14 protein-coding genes are annotated in these 20,623 nt (G+C 54.6%); 3 read left to right on the top strand and 11 right to left on the bottom strand.

All coding sequences use genetic code 11. The features are described from left to right. Positions 1–43: 43 nt before the first annotated feature. Positions 44–2,407 (bottom strand): LPS assembly protein LptD, encoded by a 2,364-nt coding sequence (lptD, locus tag BUB06_RS11030; RefSeq protein ID WP_039470961.1) that lies wholly within the window; start codon positions 2,405–2,407, stop codon positions 44–46. A gap of 185 nt (positions 2,408–2,592) precedes the next feature. Between lptD and djlA the strand changes: the two genes are divergently transcribed. Continuing rightward, the gene (djlA, locus tag BUB06_RS11025) at positions 2,593–3,483 is read left to right on the top strand and encodes a co-chaperone DjlA (RefSeq protein ID WP_039470008.1); all 891 of its coding nucleotides are present in this window, start codon (positions 2,593–2,595) and stop codon (positions 3,481–3,483) included. 83 nt (positions 3,484–3,566) lie between these two features. Here the strand turns inward: djlA and rluA are convergent, their stop codons facing one another. The 4 genes from rluA to BUB06_RS11005 all read right to left on the bottom strand — a co-directional run bounded on the left by rluA (position 3,567) and on the right by BUB06_RS11005 (position 11,960). Continuing rightward, on the bottom strand, positions 3,567–4,220 hold the full coding sequence (rluA, locus tag BUB06_RS11020) for a bifunctional tRNA pseudouridine(32) synthase/23S rRNA pseudouridine(746) synthase RluA (RefSeq protein ID WP_039470010.1): 654 nt from the start codon (positions 4,218–4,220) through the stop codon (positions 3,567–3,569). 352 nt (positions 4,221–4,572) lie between these two features. After that, positions 4,573–7,476, bottom strand: a complete 2,904-nt coding sequence (gene rapA, locus BUB06_RS11015; RefSeq protein WP_039470012.1) for an RNA polymerase-associated protein RapA — start codon at positions 7,474–7,476, stop codon at positions 4,573–4,575. Positions 7,477–7,702: 226 nt separating this feature from the next. Then, positions 7,703–10,069, bottom strand: a complete 2,367-nt coding sequence (locus tag BUB06_RS11010; RefSeq protein WP_039470014.1) for a DNA polymerase II — start codon at positions 10,067–10,069, stop codon at positions 7,703–7,705. A gap of 310 nt (positions 10,070–10,379) precedes the next feature. Further along, positions 10,380–11,960, bottom strand: coding sequence for a sensor domain-containing diguanylate cyclase (locus BUB06_RS11005; protein ID WP_039470965.1), 1,581 nt, complete (start codon positions 11,958–11,960; stop codon positions 10,380–10,382). Between the two features lie 428 nt (positions 11,961–12,388). Here BUB06_RS11005 and BUB06_RS11000 point away from each other — a divergent pair, with 428 nt between their 5' ends. Beyond that, positions 12,389–13,159: a DedA family protein gene (locus BUB06_RS11000; RefSeq protein ID WP_039470016.1), complete on the top strand. Its 771-nt coding sequence runs from the start codon at positions 12,389–12,391 to the stop codon at positions 13,157–13,159. A gap of 35 nt (positions 13,160–13,194) precedes the next feature. On the opposite strand, the gene ilvN is transcribed toward BUB06_RS11000, so the two are convergent. The 3 genes from ilvN to BUB06_RS22465 all read right to left on the bottom strand — a co-directional run bounded on the left by ilvN (position 13,195) and on the right by BUB06_RS22465 (position 15,394). Beyond that, entirely contained in the window at positions 13,195–13,506 is a 312-nt protein-coding gene (gene ilvN, locus BUB06_RS10995) for an acetolactate synthase small subunit (RefSeq protein WP_029368145.1), read from the bottom strand. Between the two features lie 5 nt (positions 13,507–13,511). Then, positions 13,512–15,176 carry an acetolactate synthase large subunit gene (gene ilvB, locus BUB06_RS10990; protein ID WP_039470018.1) on the bottom strand — a complete coding sequence of 555 codons (1,665 nt, stop codon included), beginning with the start codon at positions 15,174–15,176 and terminating at the stop codon, positions 13,512–13,514. A 110-nt stretch (positions 15,177–15,286) separates the two neighbouring features. After that, positions 15,287–15,394: an ilvB operon leader peptide IvbL gene (locus tag BUB06_RS22465; protein ID WP_072012954.1), complete on the bottom strand. Its 108-nt coding sequence runs from the start codon at positions 15,392–15,394 to the stop codon at positions 15,287–15,289. A 296-nt stretch (positions 15,395–15,690) separates the two neighbouring features. Here BUB06_RS22465 and BUB06_RS10980 point away from each other — a divergent pair, with 296 nt between their 5' ends. After that, positions 15,691–17,313 carry a family 43 glycosylhydrolase gene (locus BUB06_RS10980; protein ID WP_039470020.1) on the top strand — a complete coding sequence of 541 codons (1,623 nt, stop codon included), beginning with the start codon at positions 15,691–15,693 and terminating at the stop codon, positions 17,311–17,313. Positions 17,314–17,317: 4 nt separating this feature from the next. Here BUB06_RS10980 and thiQ read toward each other — a convergent pair whose 3' ends face one another. The 3 genes from thiQ to thiB are packed head-to-tail and all read right to left on the bottom strand — an operon-like array spanning position 17,318 to position 20,578. Then, complete coding sequence (gene thiQ / locus BUB06_RS10975) at positions 17,318–18,028, bottom strand: thiamine ABC transporter ATP-binding protein ThiQ (RefSeq protein WP_039470021.1); 711 nt, start codon at positions 18,026–18,028, stop codon at positions 17,318–17,320. Continuing rightward, positions 18,015–19,622 (bottom strand): thiamine/thiamine pyrophosphate ABC transporter permease ThiP, encoded by a 1,608-nt coding sequence (gene thiP, locus BUB06_RS10970; protein ID WP_039470024.1) that lies wholly within the window; start codon positions 19,620–19,622, stop codon positions 18,015–18,017. The genes thiQ and thiP overlap by 14 nt, the downstream gene beginning before the upstream one ends. Beyond that, positions 19,598–20,578 (bottom strand): thiamine ABC transporter substrate binding subunit, encoded by a 981-nt coding sequence (gene thiB, locus BUB06_RS10965; RefSeq protein WP_139294539.1) that lies wholly within the window; start codon positions 20,576–20,578, stop codon positions 19,598–19,600. Before thiB ends, thiP begins: the two co-directional genes overlap by 25 nt. Positions 20,579–20,623: the final 45 nt, after the last annotated feature.

Raw genomic sequence — 20,623 nt, 5'->3', positions numbered from 1 at the left:
GCCTGTTTGCTACATCCTTATCGGCTAAGCACTCTGGGTGACATCAGAATGCGCGCTGGTAAGGCAAAATACCCGAACGAAGCATTTTTTCGGAACCCAGGCTGTAATTGCTGCTTAAACCACGTAATTCGATATTAAACGACACTTTGTTGTCGTATTCGCTGCTGCGGCTGGCGCTGTTCCAGTCGGTAATTTTACGTTCATAACCGACGCTCACAGCCCAACAACAGGTATTGTACTGTAAACCAATCAGCTGGTTTGCCGGCTGATTAGCCTTGGTGTCGTAATAATAAGCCCCAACCACCGCCCAACGTTCGACGATAGGCCAGCTCGCGGTGACACCGACCTGCGAGATACCTTGCTGTGAGCCTTGGTTTGTTACGTTCGGCAGCATGTCGCGAATATATTCAGGGCTGGCGTAACGGTAGTTTAACTGCACCAGACGCTCTGCATCGCGACGGTATTCTAACACGGCATCACCCAGTGCGACTTCGTTCAGACGATTGTCATATTGCAGACCTCCGCGAACTCCCCATCTGTCATCGATCTTCAGGAATGAATCACCGGCCCACACCTGGCTGCCGTTGTTATCACTTTTATCGAGCGACGTATTGCGGTCGCCAGTGCGCGGACGATCGAAGTAATAGATTTGACCAATAGAAGCGTTAAAACGTTCAACCAACGCATCATCATAAATACGCGTGGTGACACCGGTCGCAATCTGATTTGCGGACGCGATGCGATCCAGGCCGCTGTAGCTGCGATCGCGGAACAGGCCGGAATAGTCGGTCTGCATCAGCGTAGAATCATAGGTATGGATGCCGCTCTGATCGCGATAAGGGACATACAGGTATTGCGCGCGAGGTTCCAGCGTCTGGGTATAGGCCTGTGACCAGTCCATTTCGCGTTCAAAGACCATTTTGCCATCGACTTTATATTGCGGCATGACACGGTTAACGGAACTCTGGAGTGCATTTTTATTGATGTCGCTGACGGTAGGATCGGCACGATAGCGATCCAGATTGTCCTGCTGGTAGTGCGTCGCTAACAGCTTAGCTTCGGTATTCAGGCTGGCCCAGCGGTTTGCCAACGGAAGATTTAGCGTTGGCTCAGCATGCAGACGAGTGGCTTCCGGCCGATTGTCGTTGACGTTGGTAAATTTTACCGCCTGACCATAAAGGTGCATATCAATCGGGCCGATATCATTCTGGTAATAATTGATATCGAGCTGCGGCTCAGCACGGTAGACATCTCGGCTGGTCGCATTGGAAAAGACCTGGAATTGTCTGGTGGACAGCGAGGTGTTCCAGTTTTGGTTCGCATAGCCCGCACTGAATTTTTGAGTGACGTAACCATCGGTCGTTGAACCGTAATTCGACTCCAGATCGGTGAAGTAGCGGTCGTCGCTGACTTTTGTGTAGTCCGCGTTAAAACGCCACACCTGATCCATCACACCGCTGTGACCCCAGTGGAACAGCCAGCGGTTGTCGTTACTATCTTGCGGGGAGATTTTGGCGTATTCATTGTCGCTGGGCAGCCAGTCGAACTGAATGACACCAAGGCCCGGTGTGGTCAGGTAGCGGAATTCGTTCTGCCACTGCATACCACGTTGAGTTTGCAGATGCGGTGTGATCGTGGCGTCAAAATTAGGGGCGATATTCCAATAATAGGGCGTCAGCAGTTCGAAGCCATTGCTGCTACCATATTTCGCATTGGGGATCAGGAAGCCAGAGCGTCGTTTATCGCCGATAGGAAGCTGTAAATACGGGCTATAGAACACAGGTACGCCAGCAATCTTGAAACGCGCGTTCCAGATTTCAGCAACCTGCTCTTCTCTATCTTGAATCACTTCCGAACCGACGACACTCCAGCTATTATCTCCCGGCAGACAGGAAGTGAAGGAGCCGTTTTCCAGAATGGTGTAGCGATTACTGTCACGCATTTTCATTTTGTCGGCGGAACCACGCCCTTGACGGCCCACCATCTGATAGTCGCCTTCATAGACGTCGGTATCTTTGGTGTTCAGGTTGGCCCAGGCTTTAGGGCCTTTCAGGATAACCTGATTGTCGTCGTAGTGGACATTTCCCGTCGCAGTAATGGTACGCGTTGGCGTGCTACCCTGCGTTGCCGGATCCAGCTGGTTCAGTTCCACCTGCTCGGCGGTCATGACGCTATTGCCCTGCTGGATGTTAACATTGCCGATGAATTTGGCGTTGTCGGGATAGTTGGCTTCGGTTTTGTCGGCCTGAATATTGACCGGCAGCTGATTAGGATCGCCTGTTACCAGCGGTCTGTTGTACGTAGGTACACCCAGCATGCACTGTTCAGCGAGATCGGCCAGCGCGTGCTGACTGTAAAGCGCCGACCAAACCAGAGTGGCCAGCAGAGTTGGGAAACTTTTTTTCATACGTGGTATCAGGTGTTCCGTCATCAGGGGCATCATGCCGGCAAACGGTCAGAGACTATATCACTCGTTAGCGTTGCGCCAGTGTTAAATCCCCACCGCCTATACGCACCGCCGTTAGGTGCAAAGATAAATGACAGGTATGATAAAGCAATTTTTGGCTGACGGCATGAGGATTTGAGGAGTATATGCGGTATTGGGGAAAGTTGCTGGGGTTGGCGCTGGGAATCGTCTCAAGCGCTGGCATCTGGGGAATGATCATGGGCTTACTGATGGGGCATTGGATTGACAAAGCCCGGGCATCGCGTCGCCGTGACTATTTCTCCGCTCAGTCTACCCGTCAGTCATTGTTCTTTCTCACGACCTTCCAGGCCATGGGACACCTGACTAAATCCAAAGGTCGGGTGACGGAAGCCGATATCAAGATCGCGACCAAAATGATGGATCGCCTTGAGCTGTTTGGTGAGGCCAGAACCGCCGCTCAACGGGCTTTCCGTGAAGGAAAGACCAGCCATTTCCCTCTGCGAATAAAATTACGCAAGCTACGTGATGCCTGTCTGGGACGTTTTGATTTAATTAAGATGTTTCTGGAAATTCAGCTTCAGGTCGCGTTTGTTGATGGCGTTCTGCATCCGAACGAACGGCGCGTGTTGTACGTGATTGCCGATGAGCTGGGTGTGACGCGCGAGCAGTTTGAGTTCTTTCTGCGCAATATGGAAAGTACCACGGGGCAGCAGTCGCGGCAGAATCAGTCACGCCAGAACGGTAAATCGCATCAGCGACGTAGTAACGGCCATTCCAGCGGGGGCTACTCTAACGGGCACTCTTATGGTGGCCAACGCCCGGCCTCACCGCCGCGAGGGCCTACGGTCGAAAGTGCCTGTCGTACGCTGGGCGTGCGCAGCAGCGATGACGCCGTGACGATTAAGCGCGCCTACCGCAAACTCATGAGCGAACATCATCCTGATAAGCTGGTCGCCAAGAAGCTTTCGCCGAGGATGATGGAGATGGCCAAGCGCAAAGCGCAGGATATTCAGGCCGCCTATGAACTGTTGAAAAGCGCGAATCAGACAAAATAATCCGCATCCTTTCTCTTCTTACTTACTTCCCCGTTTTACCGCTCCACCAAATCCGATTTGAAAATACTGTCAGCGCGTTTGCGTCAGAAATCCGCTTCGCAACGAAAGTGCATCGGGGTATTGAACTCTGGGTGGGTGATGGCTAGTTCTTGTGCGTGCAGTAACAGGCGTGGGGCCAGCGCTTTGGCATCGGGATGCGCATAAAAGCCATCGCCGAGGATAGGGTGACCCAGCGCAAGCAGGTGGACTCGCAGTTGATGAGAGCGACCGGTAATCGGCATCAGCTTGACGCGTGTTGTACCGTCAGCGTCACGCGAAAGTACCTGATACTCCGTCTGTGCTGATTTTCCTGTTTCAAAGCAGACTTTCTGTTTCGGGCGGTTCGGCCAGTCGCAGATCAGTGGCAGGTCGATGACGCCTTCATCCTGCGCCATATGTCCCCAGACGCGGGCAAGGTAGGATTTCTTGGGCTCGCGCTCGCGAAACTGACGCTTTAATTCGCGTTCAGCGGCTTTCGTGAGTGCAACGGCAATCACGCCGCTCGTTGCCATATCTAGACGATGCACAGATTCAGCCGTCGGGTAGTCAGCCTGAATGCGGTTCATGACGCTGTCTTTGTGTTCTGGCGCACGGCCGGGAACCGACAGCAGACCGCTGGGTTTATTCACCACCATGATGTGCTGATCCTGATACAGAATATGTAACCAGGGATCGGTAGGCGGATTATAGGGTTCCATTCACGCTCCAAAAATAGGCAAGAAACAGGGACGTCGTTGCTGTTTGACCGAGATACACGGGCTTATCACGGGGCGAGGTGTTCCTGCGGAAACCTCATCCCCGTGCTTTCCCTAATATGCAGCTATCCGTGTGCTGAAAAGTCTGACTGCCCATATATGCATAAGAGGTTGCTGACAAAGTCCGCAGAGCGGGGGTAACGGATAGATCGTAAAGACGCTGCAAGTACGTCCATGTAAGCTCGGCTTGCGCCATCCATGGCGCAAACGCTTTACTCTTCTATTCCGTTACTCCCGTTTTCATTCGGCGAATAGGTTTGTCAACGGTCTGATAAGGCATAGTACGGGCAGCACATTACTGGTGTGTCACCACAACCAGACGAATAGCATCGAGACGCCAGTTGGCTTCGTGCAGGTTGCTCAGCACCTGCTCGCGCTGGTTTTCCAGCGCGGTCAGCTCATCTTCACGAATGTTGGGGTTGACGGCTTTCAGCGCTTCCAGACGCTCCAGCTCGCGGCGCAATTGCAGGTCAGCCTGCTCCTGAGCCTCGGTGATGAGCTGGCGCGCCTGCGTTTCGACTAGCGCTTCCGCCTGTTGCAGCATGGCGTGAACATCGGGCTGTACGGCATTCACCAGCTTGCTGGACGTATGGCGGTTTACCGCGTTGAGCTGGCGGTTGAAGCTCTCAAACTCAACCTGTGCCGCCAGATTGGTGCCTTTACGATCCATCAGCAGACGAACCGGAGTTGGCGGCAGGAAGCGGGTCAGTTGCAGGTGCTTCGGTGCTTGTGCTTCCACAACGTAAACCAACTCAGCCAGTAGCGTGCCGACCGGCAACGCTTTATTTTTCAGCAGCGACACTGCGCAGCTTCCGGTATCGCCGGACAGCACCAGATCGAGTCCGTTACGGATGAGCGGATGTTCCCAACTGATAAACTGTGCGTCTTCGCGAGAGAGCGCCTGATCGCGATCGAAGGTGATCGTACAGCCGTCCTGCGGCAGGCCCGGGAAATCCGGCACCAGCATATGATCGGATGGCGTCAGGACGATCAGGTTATCGCTGCGATCTTCCTGATTGATACCAACAATATCAAACAGGTTCAGGGCGAACGTCACCAGATTGACGTCATTGTCCTGTTCGGCAATGGCCTGCGCCAACAACTGAGCCTGTTCGCCACCGTTAGAATGCATTTCCAGCAGGCGATCGCGGCCTTGTTCAAGCTGTTGCTTCAGGCTGTCGTGCTGTTGACGGCAAACATGAATAAACTCATCCAGCCCCTGCTGTTCACCGACGGTCGTCAGTCGCTCGATCAGCTGCGTGTGGTGCGCATCATAGATGGTGCGACCTGTCGGGCAGGTGTGCTCAAACGCGTCCAAGCCTTCATGATACCAACGTACCAGCAAGGCCTGTGCGGTATTTTCCAGATACGGCACCATGATCTGAATTTCTTTGGCCTGTCCGATACGGTCCAGACGACCAATACGCTGTTCCAGCAGGTCGGGGTTGAACGGCAGATCGAACATCACTAAATGGCTGGCGAACTGGAAGTTACGGCCTTCGGAACCGATCTCTGAACAGATCAGCACCTGTGCGCCTTCTTCTTCAGAAGCAAAATAGGCGGCGGCGCGGTCACGCTCCAGAATCGACAGCCCTTCATGGAAGACGGCGGCGCGGATGGCTTCACGCGTGCGCAGCACTTGTTCCAGCTGTAGCGCGGTGGCTGCCTGTGCACAGATCACCAGGATTTTTTCATCACGATTGGCGGTCAGGTAGTTCAGTAACCATTCCACGCGCGGATCGAAGTTCCACCACGTGGCATCGTCCCCTTCGAGCTGTTGATAAATTTGTTCCGGGTACAGCATGTCGCGAGCGCGGACTTCCAGCGCCTTATTCGCGTTCATAATGCCGGACACTTTAATCGCCGTTTGGTACTGCGCTGGCAGCGGCAGACGGATTTGATGCAGGACACGCTGCGGGAAGCCTTTAACACCCTGACGCGTGTTACGGAACAGCACACGGCTGGTGCCGTGGCGATCCATCAGCATGGTGATCAGTTCCTGACGCGCCTTCTGATTGTCATCGCTGTCGCTGTTGATGGCTTTCAGCAGCGGTTCAATGTCCTGCTCGCCCAGCAGGTCGCTCAGCGCATTCAGTTCAGCCGTTTGGGCTTTTTCGCCCGCTAACAGCAGCGTGACGGCATCGGCAACCGGGCGGTACTGCTGCTGTTCAGCAACGAATTCATGATAGTCGTGGAAACGGTTGGGATCGAGCAGGCGCAAGCGCGCAAAGTGGCTCTGTTGGCCGAGCTGTTCCGGCGTCGCGGTTAACAGCAAAACGGCCGGCGTGGCGCGTGCCAGCGTTTCAATGGCCTGATATTCCGGGCTAGGGCTCTCTTCGCTCCAGACCAGATGGTGGGCTTCATCCACCACCAGCAGATCCCAGTCGGCGTTGACGAGCTGCGCAAAGCGCTGGGCGCTGCGTTGAACAAATCCCAGTGAGCAGATCACCAGTTGTTCGGTTTCAAATGGATTGCTGCTGTCCAGCTTGGCTTCGGCATAGCGCTCGTCGTCAAACAGGGAGAACAGCAGGTTAAAGCGGCGCAGCATTTCGACCAGCCACTGGTGTTGCAGGGTTTCCGGCACGACAATCAGCACGCGGCTGGCACGACCCGCGAGCAACTGCTGGTGGATGATCATCCCTGCTTCAATGGTTTTTCCCAGACCGACTTCGTCCGCCAGCAAAACGCGTGGCGCGTGGCGTTGGCCGACTTCGTGAGCGATATGAAGCTGATGGGGGATAAGGCTGGCACGCATACCGCGCAATCCGCCCCATTGTTGTAGCGCCTGCTCGTTCTGATGCTTGCGGGCGCGATAGCGCAGGGCAAAGCGATCCATACGATCGATCTGCCCGGCGAACAGGCGATCTTGCGGTTTGTTGAACGTCAGTTTGCTGTCGAGGAAGACTTCACGCAGTTCCGCCGACGTTTCATCGTCCAGGCGTTGGCCGCAATACACCAGCAACCCTTTTTCTTCTCGCACGTCATCAACTTTGAGCTGCCAGCCTTCATGGCTGGTGACGGTGTCGCCGGGATTGAACATCACGCGGGTGATGGGGGCGTCGCTGCGGGAATAAAGTCGGTTTTCACCGCTGGCAGGGAAAAGCAGCGTAATCATACGCGTATCGACGGCAACAACCGTTCCCAGTCCAAGTTCGCTTTCCGTATCGCTGATCCAGCGCTGACCAAGTGTAAAAGGCATAAATTCTTAGCTCGATGTTCGTCTGTGTCGGAGGAATGTCTGATTACATTATCGGGTGCCGATAATGCTGCTGATGCAAATTCAGAAAGGGCGTTATGGTAATGGATGACGGTGCGTTCGTCACCCCTCAAACTTGCTGTCGCGCGAATTAACCCCTTTCATCTAAAAACATGAATATCTGCCATTTAAAACATTATCTGCTATTTAAAGCATTAATAGCTTTCATTTAAAACAAGCCCATCTGGCCTGTCACCAGTGTAGCAAAATCGTCGTGCAGGAAAGGCAGAATAGCGTCCGCGACGGGCTGGAGCTGACGTTCGACATAATGCTGGTAATCCAGCGGAGAATGCCGGGTTTCCAATGGTTCGGGGCCGTTGACGGTCATCACATAGCTGATCCAGCCGCCGTTTTGGTATTGCAAAGGCCGTCCTTGCTGGCGGTTATAGTCATCGGCGATTTTCGCGGCTCTGGCGTGTGGCGGTACGTTGCGTTGGTAATCATCGAGCCGACGGCGTAGTCGTTTACGGTAGATCAGCAGATCGTCAAAATCACCGTTCAGGGTACGATCGACATAATCCCGCAGCCACTCCTGATAAGGCTGTTGTTGAAAAATAAGCAGATAGAGCTGCTGTTGAAACTGCTGCGCCAGCGGTGTCCAGTCGGTACGCACGGTTTCCAGCCCTTTGAACACCATTTTTTCGCCTTGTGGCGTGTCGATCATGCCGGCGTAGCGCTTTTTACTGCCTTGCTCCGCGCCGCGGATTGTTGGCATCAGGAAGCGGCGAAAGTGCGTTTCAAACTCCAGCTCCAGCGCGCTGGTCAACTGCTGAGTGTCTTGCAGGTGCTGTGTCCACCATTGGTTAACGTGCTGCACCAGCGCGTTGCCAATCTTTGCTGCTTCTTCTTCGCTATGCGCGTGCTTCAGCCAGACAAAGGTGGAGTCGGTATCGCCATAAATCACCTGATAACCCTGTTCCTCGATCAGTTCGCGCGTTTTGCGCATGATTTCATGGCCGCGTAGGGTGATGGAGGAGGCGAGACGCGGATCGAAGAAGCGGCAGCCTGTCGCACCCAGCACGCCGTAAAAGGCATTCATGATGATCTTTAGCGCCTGAGACAGTGGCTTATTATTGGTACGCTTCGCCGCTTCACGCCCTTGCCAGATTTGCTCGACAATCGCTGGCAGGCAGTGCTGTTCGCGGGAAAACCATGCCCCGCGAAAACCGGGGACGGCGTGCTGAGCGTCAGGATTCTGTGTTCCTACCGCTAGCCCGACCGGATCGATCAGGAACGTGCGGATGATGGAAGGGTAGAGGCTCTTGTAATCCAGCACTAAGACCGAGTCATACAGACCGGGACGCGAATCCATCACAAATCCGCCGGGGCTGGCTTCAAGCGCGACGTCACCCAGATTTGGGGCAACGTAGCCCATGCGATGCATGCGCGGTAAATAAAGGTGGGAAAATGCCGCAACGGAACCGCCGCTGCGGTCGGCTGCCAGACCGGTGACGCTGGCGCGCTCTAGTAAGAAAGGCAGCAGTTCGGTTTTGTCGAAAATACGCGTGACCAGTTCGCAGTCTTGCAGGTTATAGCGAGCGAGTGCGGGCTTATCTTCGGCAAAACGGCGGTCGATTTCATCCATTCGCTGATAGGGCGTGTCGATAGCTTTGCCTTCCCCCAGCAGCGACTGCGCGACAAACTCCAGACTAAACGAGGCAAAATTCCACGTCGCAGACTTGAGCGCTTCAATGCCGTCAATAATCAAACGGCCAGTGGCACTGGCAAAAAAATGCCCCTGTTTAAAACCGTGTTCCCGCCATTCTAACGCCTGCCCATTGCGCCCTAGCTTGAGCGGAATGTTGTAGCGCTCGGCATGTTTCTGCAAGACGCGTAGGTCAAACTGCACCAGATTCCAGCCGATGATGGCATCGGGATCGTGCTGCTGCATCCAGGTATTCAGCTTTTCCAACAGCAGCGGGCGGCTGGCGACGTACTCAAGATTAAAATCTTCGTGCTCGGCAGGCGTGCCGTTCGGCGGGCCGAGCATGTAAACCTGACGCTGTCCGCAGCCTTCCAGTCCGATGCAGTAAAGCTCGCCGTGGCGGGTGGTCTCGATATCCAGCGACACCAGTTTGAGCGTCGGACGGTAATCGGGATTCGGTTTCATGCGGGCTTCCGTCAGCAGGCTACCTGACGTTGGGTTACCGCTAAACCACACGGGCGCGGTGATAAAGCGCTCCATCAGAAAGCGTTCCGTTGGGCGAATATCCGCTTCGTAGACCTGAACGCCTCCCTCACGCAGCAATTTCTCCAGCCGCAGTAGCTGTCGGTATTGCGGGCAATACAGCCCCAGTAGCGGCTGATGGTGGAAATCCTGCATAGCGAGCGGCTTTAACTGCCAGCGTTTTTCCTGCTGTAAAAGCATTCTTGCGCGGGCTTCCTGTTGTGCAGGAATAAAGGCAACGGCTTCTTGTACTGGCAGCCGTGCGAGCAGCGGGCCCTCATCGGTGGCCAGCCAGAATTCAACCTGCGTGCCGGCTGGTGTGTCATTCCAGTGGCGGGTCAGTAGAAACCCCTGACGAACCTGAGTCACTAAGCGGCCTTTTATAGCAAGCGAGATAGGGAAGGATGGTAGGAGTAAGTATGGTTATTTATACAGGTGATGTCCAGCGACATCACCTGTATACCCGTCATACTTCAAGCTGCTTGTGCGTTGGCTGCTCTTGCTCACCCCAGTCACTTACTTGAGTAAGCTCCTGGGGATTAATGAGCCTCATAAATGAGGCCCACCCTGCGGGCCAGCGCTAGCGCTGTTCAAATCGGTCTGGAACCGATTTGTCGCGCAGTTGCCGCCTTCACGCAACTCGAATTATTTAGGGTATATAAAAGAAAGGGAAAATGGATTACTGCTCGCTGCCGGAGGCAGAGACCACGCGGTTGCGGCCTTCTTGCTTGGCTTGATACAGGGCTTCATCTGCCAGTTTGAAGGTGCGATCGATTGGCATATCGCTGACGCCTGGTTCCCACAGGGCAGCGCCTAGTGAGATGGTGATATTGCCCACGACAGGAATGGTCGATTCCTGTACGCGCTGCCGTAGCCGTTCAGCGATGCTGAGTGCGACGTCGAGACTGGTTTCCGGCAGTAGAATCAAAAATTCTTCACCGCCGCTGCGGCACAGAATGTCGGCATCGCGTGAGCTGGTGCGAATAAGCTGTGAGAGATAGCGAATGACGTTGTCGCCGACATCGTGGCCGTGGGTGTCATTGATGCGCTTGAAGCGATCGATATCCAGCGCGATGACGGCAAAGCTTTTCTGCCCCATTTGCCAGTAGCGGAGCACGCTATCTAACCCACGGCGATTGAGCAGTTCGGTCATCGGGTCTGAGTGTGCTTCAGAACGCAGCTTACCAATTTTGCGCTGGAGTAAATCGATACCCAGCAGCATGGCCTGTTTGAGCTGCGAGGCTTCGAAATACCAGGAGTGAATATTTCTGATGTCGTCTGAGACGTCCGTCGCATCCATCTTATTGGCGCTGCGTGCCAGTAGCCACAGCGGCTGGGCGATGAGGCGGGCAAGCAGCCAGACGCAGAATATAGTTAAAAGCGCGAGCGGGAGCGTGTGACGCAGCACGTTCAGCATCAGACTATCGAGAGGCTTCAGCGTGATGTCTATCGGGCGGAGCGCCACAATCTGCCACTGTGAAGTGGCTTCAACGGCGTAACCCGCTAGCATGGTTTCACCCAGATAGTTCACCATATGCTGGCTGCCATTGTTTTCGTGATACGCATCGATCTTCAGATTATTGGTTTCTGTTTTGCCAATACGCTCCATGTCACGGTGATACAGCATTTTTTTGTTCTTATCGGTGACATAAATGTAAGAACCATCGCGGTAATAGTGTTTGTCTAAGAGCGTATTAAGAACGCTGGGCTGCTTAAGATAGATGGATCCACCGATAAACCCTTTGTAGCGGCCATCCCGTGTGAAGATCGGCGAAGATATCAGCACAATGAGGTTATTGGCGGCAGAGACATAGGGCTGGCTGATAAGCGGCTGCTTTTCTTTCAGGGCTTCGAGAGCGCCTTCTGTTGTCAGGCTTCTCCCGATTAATTGGAACGTATCCGGTGATGTGGCTCTGACGATCCCTTTTTCATCTGCAATGACAACTGAGTTGAAATGGCTGGTCTGTAGCCGCAGGCGGTCGGCTTCTTTAAACAGACTGGCCTTATCATCCATTTGGGTAGCGACGATAGTGGCGCTGTAGGCTAACTGCTGCTGGGATTCTTTAAAGAAAGAATGGGTCATCGCCGCAAGCTTGGTGGCGTAAACACGGTTGGCTTCAAGGGTGTTATCAATCAGAAGCTCTCGCTGAACGCGATAGCTGGCATAAAAACTGTTTGCCAGTGTTACCAAGGCGCTCGCCACTGCCAAGAGTAGGATAAGACGTCGTAATCCGAAATGGTTGAGTAGTTTAAAAAACATAGTGGCAGCGTGGCACGGTGGTAAAAAATGACCGCTATCATAAGTGTTGATGCCCGTCGGTGCAAAAGAATTGACCATAAAACTACATTACTGAAGTGGGGCTAACGGCTTGAATTGAAAAATGATATTGCGTGTACTTTGATAAGGGGAATAGTTGATATTTATCAGAACGTACACGCTCTCTATACCTGCGAGCTGAGATCGCTTCAACGCGGAATAGATAAACTATGCTACATATTTTCAGTAGGATATTGCAGGGTTTCGTGCTAGCAGACGGGGGCGCTCGTGCCTGAGGGACGAAATCGTGTGGTAATACGTCGTGTTGATTTTTACCGTAGCCACAATCGAATGATGGGGTGAAATCAGGAGTTGACGGCTTCTGCTATGATCCAGACAATCCTTATTTTTATAACGTACGGGTAGATTTTATGGAAGCGTGGCTGGATCATCTGGTTACTCAATCGCTAGCGTATTCACTGATCGCCGTCATGCTGGTTGCCTTTCTCGAATCTCTGGCTTTAGTAGGGCTGCTGTTGCCGGGAACGGTGATGATGGCGACGCTGGGTGCACTGATCGGCAGCGGACAAATGGGGCTTTACCCGGTGTGGGCGGCAGGGATTATCGGTTGCCTGCTAGGGGACTGGATTTCCTATTTCATTGGCATGCGTTTTAAGGCACCGCTGCATAACTGGTCTTTCCTGAAAAAGCATCAGGCGTTGCTGAGTAAAACCGAATATGCCCTGTATCAGCACCCGATGCCGACGATACTGATCGGGCGTTTTGTCGGCCCGACGCGTCCGCTTATCCCGATGGTGGCGGGGATGCTGGGGTTACCGCCTTATAAATTTGCCGTGCCGAATATCATCGGCTGCCTGCTGTGGCCGCCGGCCTATTTCTTACCCGGCATTCTGGCTGGCGTTGCGATTGATATTCCCGCGGGGACGAATAGCGCAGGATTTAAGTGGCTGCTGCTGATTACTGCCATCATGGTGTGGGGCGCAGGCTGGCTAAACTGGCGCTGGTGGCGCAGTGATAAACGTAAACATCATGACTGGTTTAGCAGAAAGATGCCGCTCAGACGTCTGCGTTGGGTCGCGCCCGTGATGTCCGTGGCGGCGGTTGCCTTGCTGATCGTACTACTACAGCACCCGCTGATGCCCGTTTACCGCCATCTGCTATGGCAGGTGTTAAACGGTTAAGGTTGGGCAGGCCGGGAAAGACCCGGCCAAGCCATTTAGCAGTAAAACTCAGCGACCTGCTCGAAAATACGCATTTCTTCACCGTGACGGCGAACCTGAAGGACGTCCTCCAGCTTTTCCACCTGACTGATCATTTGCTGTAGCCGCTGGTCATCTTTGACCAGTAGCCAGATCCGGCTTTCCTCGCCGTTTGCCAGCGGCATACATAGAATGCCTTCCACGTTAAATGCCCGGCGGGCAAATAGGCCACAAACGTGTGACATGACGCCGGGGTGGTTGCGCACCGAGAGTTCCAGCGTGACCTGATTTGACGTTGCTTGCGTTGGCGAAGTGGGTTGAATTGACATAGTCATTAATCTCCGATCATATCGATGTTCGCGGCGCCCGGTGGCACGATGGGTAACACTTTTTCATTGGCGTCAATAAGTACGTGGATCAGCGCAGGGCCTGGTTGGTTGAGCATCTCTTGCAGCGCGGCCTGTGGATCGGCAGCGGCGTTCAGATCGCAGGTTGCAAAGCCAAAACCTGCGGCAATTGCGAGGAAATTCGCACTGTAGCGGTAATCGGCCGCGAAGATACGCTTCTGGAAAAACATATCCTGTTGTTGGTGAACCAGACCGAGTGACTGGTTGTTCATCAGGACGATTTTTACGTTAAGTCCTTCTTCTGCCGCGGTTGCCATTTCCTGAATATTCATCATCAGGCTGCCATCACCCGAGAAACACACCACGGTGCGATTCGGTTCAGCCAGCGCCGCGCCAATCGCCGCAGGCAGGCCAAAACCCATCGTCCCAAACCCGCCGGATGTCAGCCATTGGCGTGGACGACGCAGAGGATAAGACTGCGCGACCCACATCTGATGCTGGCCGACATCGGTCGTGATGATGGCATCATCCGTCAGCGCCTGTGCCGTCGCCTGAACCAGACCATAATGGCTCAATGGATCGTCAGCGCCCGGCATGCTGAACGGAAATTCCTGTTGCAGCCCGCGGACGGTGGTACGCCATACGTCACGCTGCTGCGGCGTAATCTGTGGCAGCAGCTGATCCAGCGCTTGCGCGACATCCGCGTTGATCGCCACGTGCGGCTGTCGGATCTTGCCCAGTTCGGCGGGATCGATATCGATATGAATGATGCTGGCATTCGGGCAAAACTGTTCCGCTTTACCAATCGCGCGATCGTCAAAACGTGCCCCCAGCACAATTAACAAATCTGCCTGCTGTAAGATCAGATTGGTTGATCGTGCGGCGTGCATGCCCAGCATCCCAAGCGACAGGGGATGATCGACAGGCATCGTACCCAGCGCCATCAGCGTCATAGTGGTTGGCAGGCTAGAACGTTCCGCCAGTTGAACTGCTTGTTCGTGCGCGGCACTGCTAATAATCCCACCGCCCAGATAGAGCACTGGTCGCTGAGCCGCATTAATCATGGCCGCAGCACGCTCGATTTCTTGCTGGGCAATGGCGGGTGGCGTATCGAGAGGAAAGACACCCGGCAGTTCGCTCAGCTCAATGGTTGCGTTCTGAATGTCTTTTGGAATATCGATCCATACGGGGCCGGGACGGCCCGACTGCGCAATACGAAAGGCTTCTGGGATCACGCGCGGCAGTTCGTTGATGTCGCGAACCAGGTAGTTATGTTTGGTGACGGGAATAGAAATGCCATAGGTATCAACTTCCTGAAACGCATCGGTACCGATCATGCTGGAAGGCACCTGACCGGTGATACACACCAGCGGGATCGAATCCAGTTTGGCATCGGCGATGGCGGTGAGCAGGTTGGTCGCTCCCGGTCCGCTGGAAGCCATACAAACTGCGGCGCGTCCGCTGGCACGTGCCATGCCTTGTGCCATAAATCCCGCGCCTTGCTCGTGGCGAGCCAGAACGTGGCGAATCGTCTTACTTTGACCCAGTGCATCATATAACGGCAGGGCCGCGCCGCCGGGAATACCCGCTACGGTGGTGATGCCCTGCTGTTCGAGCAGCCGAACAATTAACTGAGCGCCTGTATAACGCATGTTTACATCCTTCATCAGGGCCGGTGCGGTGTCGGAGCGGGGAGGGTAGAAATAAGAAACCCCGCTCGGCTTGCGCCGGCGGGGTTTGAGAATCTTCGATTCGGAACCCGTTACGGCGCGCTGCCGACGACGACCACGACGACCACGCGCACGACGACGACCGCGTCAACATGCGCGGTGTGTAGTAGTGCTGAAGTGGAAGAAGAATAGTGTGTCACGGGAATCCTATTTATATTCGTTATGTTCGAGTTATTTATGTTCGAACTAATTGCGGTCGAGTGTTGTGTTCGAATGAGTAATCAATCGTCAATCCATATAAGCACAGCAGTACAAAAAGACACAATACCCACAAGGGATAAAAACTGAATATGTCGAATTGGTCACAGTATATTGAAAATTTCACCGCTTGATTTTTCGCCGTATAACCGAGAGAAGCGTGATTACTTTCACAATTGGAACAGGGTTTCAATGTTATAAATTATAAAATAATCATTGGGATAGTGGGTGGTGACAAATGGGCGTGTCCCGAGTGGTAGGGAAAGGCGTATTGAGCGGTATCTTATTGATGGCAGTGGGTATTGGTCAGGCGATAGCCTGTCAGGCTGGCCCTGCCAATGAATGGATGCGGGGTATTGAACAGCAGCGTCAGGCGGATTTGGGCAATGGCTGTTATCTCAATCCGATTATTGCGGGCGATCATCCTGACCCCACGATTATCAAGGATGGAGATGACTATTACATGACGTTCTCGTCATTTGACGATATCCCCGGACTGCTGATTTGGCACTCGCGTGATTTAGTGAACTGGGAGCCGCTGAGTCCTGCGATCACGACGCCCGTCGATGCCATCTGGGCGCCGGATTTGGTGAAGCACAACGACAAATACTATATCTACTTCACCACGAACCGGATTATCGACGCCAAAGGGACGAAAAAGAAAACGCTGTATGTGATTACCGCCGATGATATTCATGGCCCGTGGACGCCGCCGAAAGATACCGGCTTGAAAAATCCGGCCAGCGATCCAGGCCATGTGGTAGGCGAGGACGGTAAGCGTTACATCTTTATGTCTGGCGGCAACCGCGTGCAATTGACGGACGACGGGCTATCGACGGTCGGTGAAATGGCGGTGGTCTATCAGGGATGGCAGTACCCGGAAGAGTGGGATGTGGAAAGCTTCTCGCAGGAAGGGCCGAAGATGCTGCGCCACGGTGACTACTTCTACATGGTGCTGGCGGAAGGTGGAACGGCTGGGCCTCCGACCGGACACATGGTGATTGCCGCCCGATCGAAATCGATCAACGGACCGTGGGAAAACTCGCCGCATAACCCGATTATCCGCACGCAGGATCGTTCAGAAAAATGGTGGTCGCGCGGCCATGCGACGCTGATCGAAGGGCCGGATAAAAACTGGTACATGGTGTATCACGGTTATGAAAACGGCTTTATGACACTGGGGCGGCAGGCGATGCTGGAGCCGATCGTCTGGGGTGATGATGGCTGGTTTACATCCGCTGGATTCGATACCGGCAAACCGATTCGCAAGCCGGAAGGCGGCGAGGCAGTGCCTCACGGCATCGGCTGGTCTGATAGCTTTACCGACGAGAAATTTCCGGCTCGCTGGCATTTCTACCGCGCCAATGCGGAGGAACTGAAGCGGGTCACGCTTAGCGACGGCAAGCTGCACCTGAAGGCAAAAGGCACGTCGCCGAAGGACAGCGCGCCGCTCACGATGATTCCTGGCGATCAGGCTTATCAGATTGAGGTTACGGCGAATTTTTCCCCCGGCGCACAGGCAGGGTTGCTGTTGTTCTATAACGCGAAGCTATACGTCGGGCTGTCGTTTAATCAGGACGGCACCGTCATGCATCGCTACGGACTGGAAAGGGCGGAGAAGAAACTGCCGCATATTACGGGCAATGAGGTGCAGATTCTGATGAAAAACGATCGCCACATTGTGACGTTCTACACCCGCACCTCGGATCAGGAACCGTGGAAGAAATATCCGGTGCAGATGGAAGTGTCCGGCTACCATCACAACGTCGCGTATGATTTCCTCAGTCTGCGGCCTGCCCTGTATGCTTCAGGCGAGGGCGACGTCACGTTTAGCAACCTGCGCTATCAGGCTTTGCCTTAATTCTTCAATCCGAAGGCGGACGTGAAATTCCCAGGATGGCGGCCGCCTCGGCGCTGCCATCCTGTAGCGCCTGAGTCGGCCCATCATAATAAATCTGCCCGTCTACGATCAGCACCGTACGTTTTGCGATTCGCATGGCATCATCCAGATTGTGGGATACCATCAACAGCGTGAATTGACGTTCCTGACACACGCTTTCAACCAGATCGAGCATCTCCTGACGCAGCGCGGGATCGAGTGCCGAGAACGGCTCATCCAATAGCAGAATCGGCTGATGGCGCACCAGACAGCGTGCCAATGCTGCGCGCTGGCGCTGTCCGCCGGAAACCTGCGAGGGTAGACGATCCAGAAGATCGGCCAGACCGACCCGATCGGCAATCTGCCGTAACGTCTCGCGCTGTTCTGCACTAAGCCGCAGGCCGGGGTGTAGCCCCAGCGCGATGTTTTGCCCGATTGTCAGATGAGGAAACAGGTTATTTTCCTGAAACAGAATCGAAACCGGTCGTTTAGCGGGAGGCGTCTCGCGGTGAGATGTGCCGTTAAGCCGTAATTCCCCGCTGTCTGCCATCAGGAAGCCAGCAACCAGATTCAGCAGCGTGCTTTTCCCTGCGCCGCTGGGGCCGAGGATGGCGATGCGCTCGCCCGGTTTGACGTGGAAATCAAAACGCATGGGCAAGTGTTGATAGAAGTAGGTTAATTTCTCAAGCGCGATCATGACGGCCTGCCAGTTTCTCAATCAGGGTAAATAACATAAAGCACAGCAGCATTAAGAGTAGCGCCGTGACTGCGCCGTCGGCGCTGCGATAGGAACCAATTTGCTGGTACAGATAGAATGGCAACGTGCGGAACTGCTCATTACCGAACAGCGCGATGACGCCGAAGTCACCGATCGACAGCACGCAGGCAAAAGCCAACGCCTGCGCCAGCGGCTGTTTCAGCGCGGCGAGTTCGATCAGTCTCAGCCGCTGCCAGCCGCGAATATCCAGCGACGTGCAGAGTCGGTTGTAGCGTTCGGCAACGTCCAGCATCGGGTTTTCCAGCACTTTGATCGCGTAAGGAATTGCCATCAGTGCGTTGGTGAACACCACCAGCACGTAAGGGGATTGCGGTAGCCCGATGCTGTTATTCAGCAGCAGAAAAAAGCCGGTTGCCAACACAATGCCCGGCATGGCGAGGATGAGCATACCGCTCAGGTTCATCAACTGCCCGTACAGTGGTTTTTGGCGTAATTTTAGCTCGCGGCTGCTCCAGAGCAGCATCATGGTTAGCACCAGACACAGGAGTCCCGCGCCTAAGGCAATGCGCAGCGAGGTAAACAGCGTTTGCCAGAGCACAGGCTGTTGCAGCACGGTAACCAGCGATCGGTTCACACCATCGACCACCACGGCCAGTAAAGGGGGGACGACCAGCAGCAACAGCGCACCAATCAGCAGGCCATCGGTGAGGCGGCTTAAGGCGCTATCCTGCGGGTTGCGCCAGGCAAGTTGCTGCGTGCTACCGACGGGCAGAATGCGCCCCAGCCGCTGGCTCAGCAGCACCAAACCAAGACAGCAGACCATCTGAATTAACGCCAGCAGTGCCGCGCGCCCCGGATCGTAATCAAAACTTAATGCCTGATAGATAGCCAGCTCAATTGTGGTCGCCTGCGGGCCACCGCCCAGCGACAGCACCGTAGCAAAGCTGGCGAAGCAGAGCATAAAAATCAGTGCGCCAGTGGGTAAAATCTGCCGGCGCAGGGCAGGCCATTCCAGCAGACGGAAATGCTGCCAGCTGTTCATACCCAAATTCGCTGCCAACTGACGCTGCTCGGTAGCGATGCCTTCTAACGACTGCAACAGCAATCGGGTCGCCAGCGGCAGGTTGAAGAAGACGTGCGCTAGCAGGATGCCCTGCAACCCATAGGGCGAAAACGTGTATTTCAGGTCAAACCAGCCCAGCGCAGAGGCCAGCCAGCCTTGCCGACCATAAACGCTGAGCAGGCCAAAAACGGCTACCAGCACGGGCAGCACCAGCGTCATCGCGCACAGGCGTAGCAACCAGCGATGGCCGGGAAAGCGCCGTCGATACAGCGCTCTGGCAAGGAAGATCGCCGGAACGGTAGAAAACAGCGCAGAGAGAAAGGCCTGCCAGAAGGTAAACCGAATGACATGCCAGAGATAGCTGTCATGCCATAGCGTGCGCCACTGGCTTTCGGGCGCCTGTAGCCACAGCGCGCCGAAAGCCAGGACGGCAACGGAAATTAACAGCGTTGTGGCCAGTAGCCCCGGCCACAGGCGTCCGCCGATCAGTGGCTGACGGCGCGTTGCCATGCCTGAATCCACTGCGTCCTTTGGTCGGCAACGTCCTGTGCGCTGAACTGCATGGCTTTCTCAGGAACCGCGAGCGCCGCGAAGCCCGCAGGCAGGTCGGTTTTAACCGCTGGATACATCCAGTTTGTGGTAGGGATCGCCTGCTGGAAGGTTGGGCTCAGGATGAACTGCATAAAGCGTTTTGCCAGTTCGGGATTTTTGCTGGAAGCCAACTGCCCGGCGATTTCAATTTGCAGATAGTGCCCTTCGCTAAAGGTGGCCGCCGCGTAGTTGTCTTTCTTTTCTTCAATGATGTGATAGGCCGGTGACGTGGTGTAGCTCAGCACCAGATCCGCTTCCCCTTTCAGGAACAGACCGTAGGCTTCACTCCAGCCTTTGGTTACGGTAACGGTTTTCTTCGCCAGCTTCTGCCACGCTTGCGGCGCATCGTCGCCGTACACTTTCTGCATCCACAGCAGTAAGCCCAGTCCCGGCGTGCTGGTGCGTGGATCCTGATAGATCACTTTCCACGGTGCATTGCTGTCCACCAGCTCATGCAGGCTTTTCGGCGGGTTTTTCAGCGTGTCTTTGTTATACACAAATGCAAAGTAGCCGTAGTCGTAAGGAACGAACGTCTTATTGCTCCAGCCGCCTGGCACCGTGACGGCATGGGTGTCCTGACCGTGTGGCGCAAACAGGCCGGTTTGTTCTGCTGCCTGCAATAGATTGTTGTCCAGCCCCAGAATGATGTCCGCTTTGCTGTTTTTGCCTTCCATACGCAGACGGTTCAGCAGCGAGGCACCGTCTTCCAGTGCGACAAAATTCAGTTCGCACTCGCACTCTTTTTCAAATGCGGTCTTGATGACAGGGCCCGGACCCCATTCGGAAGCGAATGAATCATAGGTATAAACGGTAAGCGCAGGCTTGGCGAAAGCCGAAGCAGAGAGCAGTAACAGGCAAGGCAGGCTGATTTTCAGCGCGGTGGCTGAACGGTGTAGTAATTGATTTAACACTTTGCACTC

This window comes from Pectobacterium carotovorum, from assembly GCF_900129615.1.
GTDB classification, from domain to species: domain Bacteria; phylum Pseudomonadota; class Gammaproteobacteria; order Enterobacterales; family Enterobacteriaceae; genus Pectobacterium; species Pectobacterium carotovorum.
The sequence above is the reverse complement of the archived record's forward strand: the minus strand, read 5'-3'. Positions and strand labels throughout refer to the sequence as shown.

Excerpts from the sequence above, each read along its gene's own strand:
- lptD (WP_039470961.1), bottom strand. The coding sequence starts at position 2,407 with ATGAAAAAAAGTTTCCCAACTCTGCTGGCCACTCTGGTTTGGTCGGCG.
- djlA (WP_039470008.1), top strand. The coding sequence starts at position 2,593 with ATGCGGTATTGGGGAAAGTTGCTGGGGTTGGCGCTGGGAATCGTCTCA.
- rluA (WP_039470010.1), bottom strand. The coding sequence starts at position 4,220 with ATGGAACCCTATAATCCGCCTACCGATCCCTGGTTACATATTCTGTAT.
- rapA (WP_039470012.1), bottom strand. The coding sequence starts at position 7,476 with ATGCCTTTTACACTTGGTCAGCGCTGGATCAGCGATACGGAAAGCGAA.
- BUB06_RS11005 (WP_039470965.1), bottom strand. The coding sequence starts at position 11,960 with ATGTTTTTTAAACTACTCAACCATTTCGGATTACGACGTCTTATCCTA.
- BUB06_RS11000 (WP_039470016.1), top strand. The coding sequence starts at position 12,389 with ATGGAAGCGTGGCTGGATCATCTGGTTACTCAATCGCTAGCGTATTCA.
- ilvN (WP_029368145.1), bottom strand. The coding sequence starts at position 13,506 with ATGTCAATTCAACCCACTTCGCCAACGCAAGCAACGTCAAATCAGGTC.
- ilvB (WP_039470018.1), bottom strand. The coding sequence starts at position 15,176 with ATGCGTTATACAGGCGCTCAGTTAATTGTTCGGCTGCTCGAACAGCAG.
- BUB06_RS10980 (WP_039470020.1), top strand. The coding sequence starts at position 15,691 with ATGGGCGTGTCCCGAGTGGTAGGGAAAGGCGTATTGAGCGGTATCTTA.
- thiQ (WP_039470021.1), bottom strand. The coding sequence starts at position 18,028 with ATGATCGCGCTTGAGAAATTAACCTACTTCTATCAACACTTGCCCATG.
- thiP (WP_039470024.1), bottom strand. The coding sequence starts at position 19,622 with ATGGCAACGCGCCGTCAGCCACTGATCGGCGGACGCCTGTGGCCGGGG.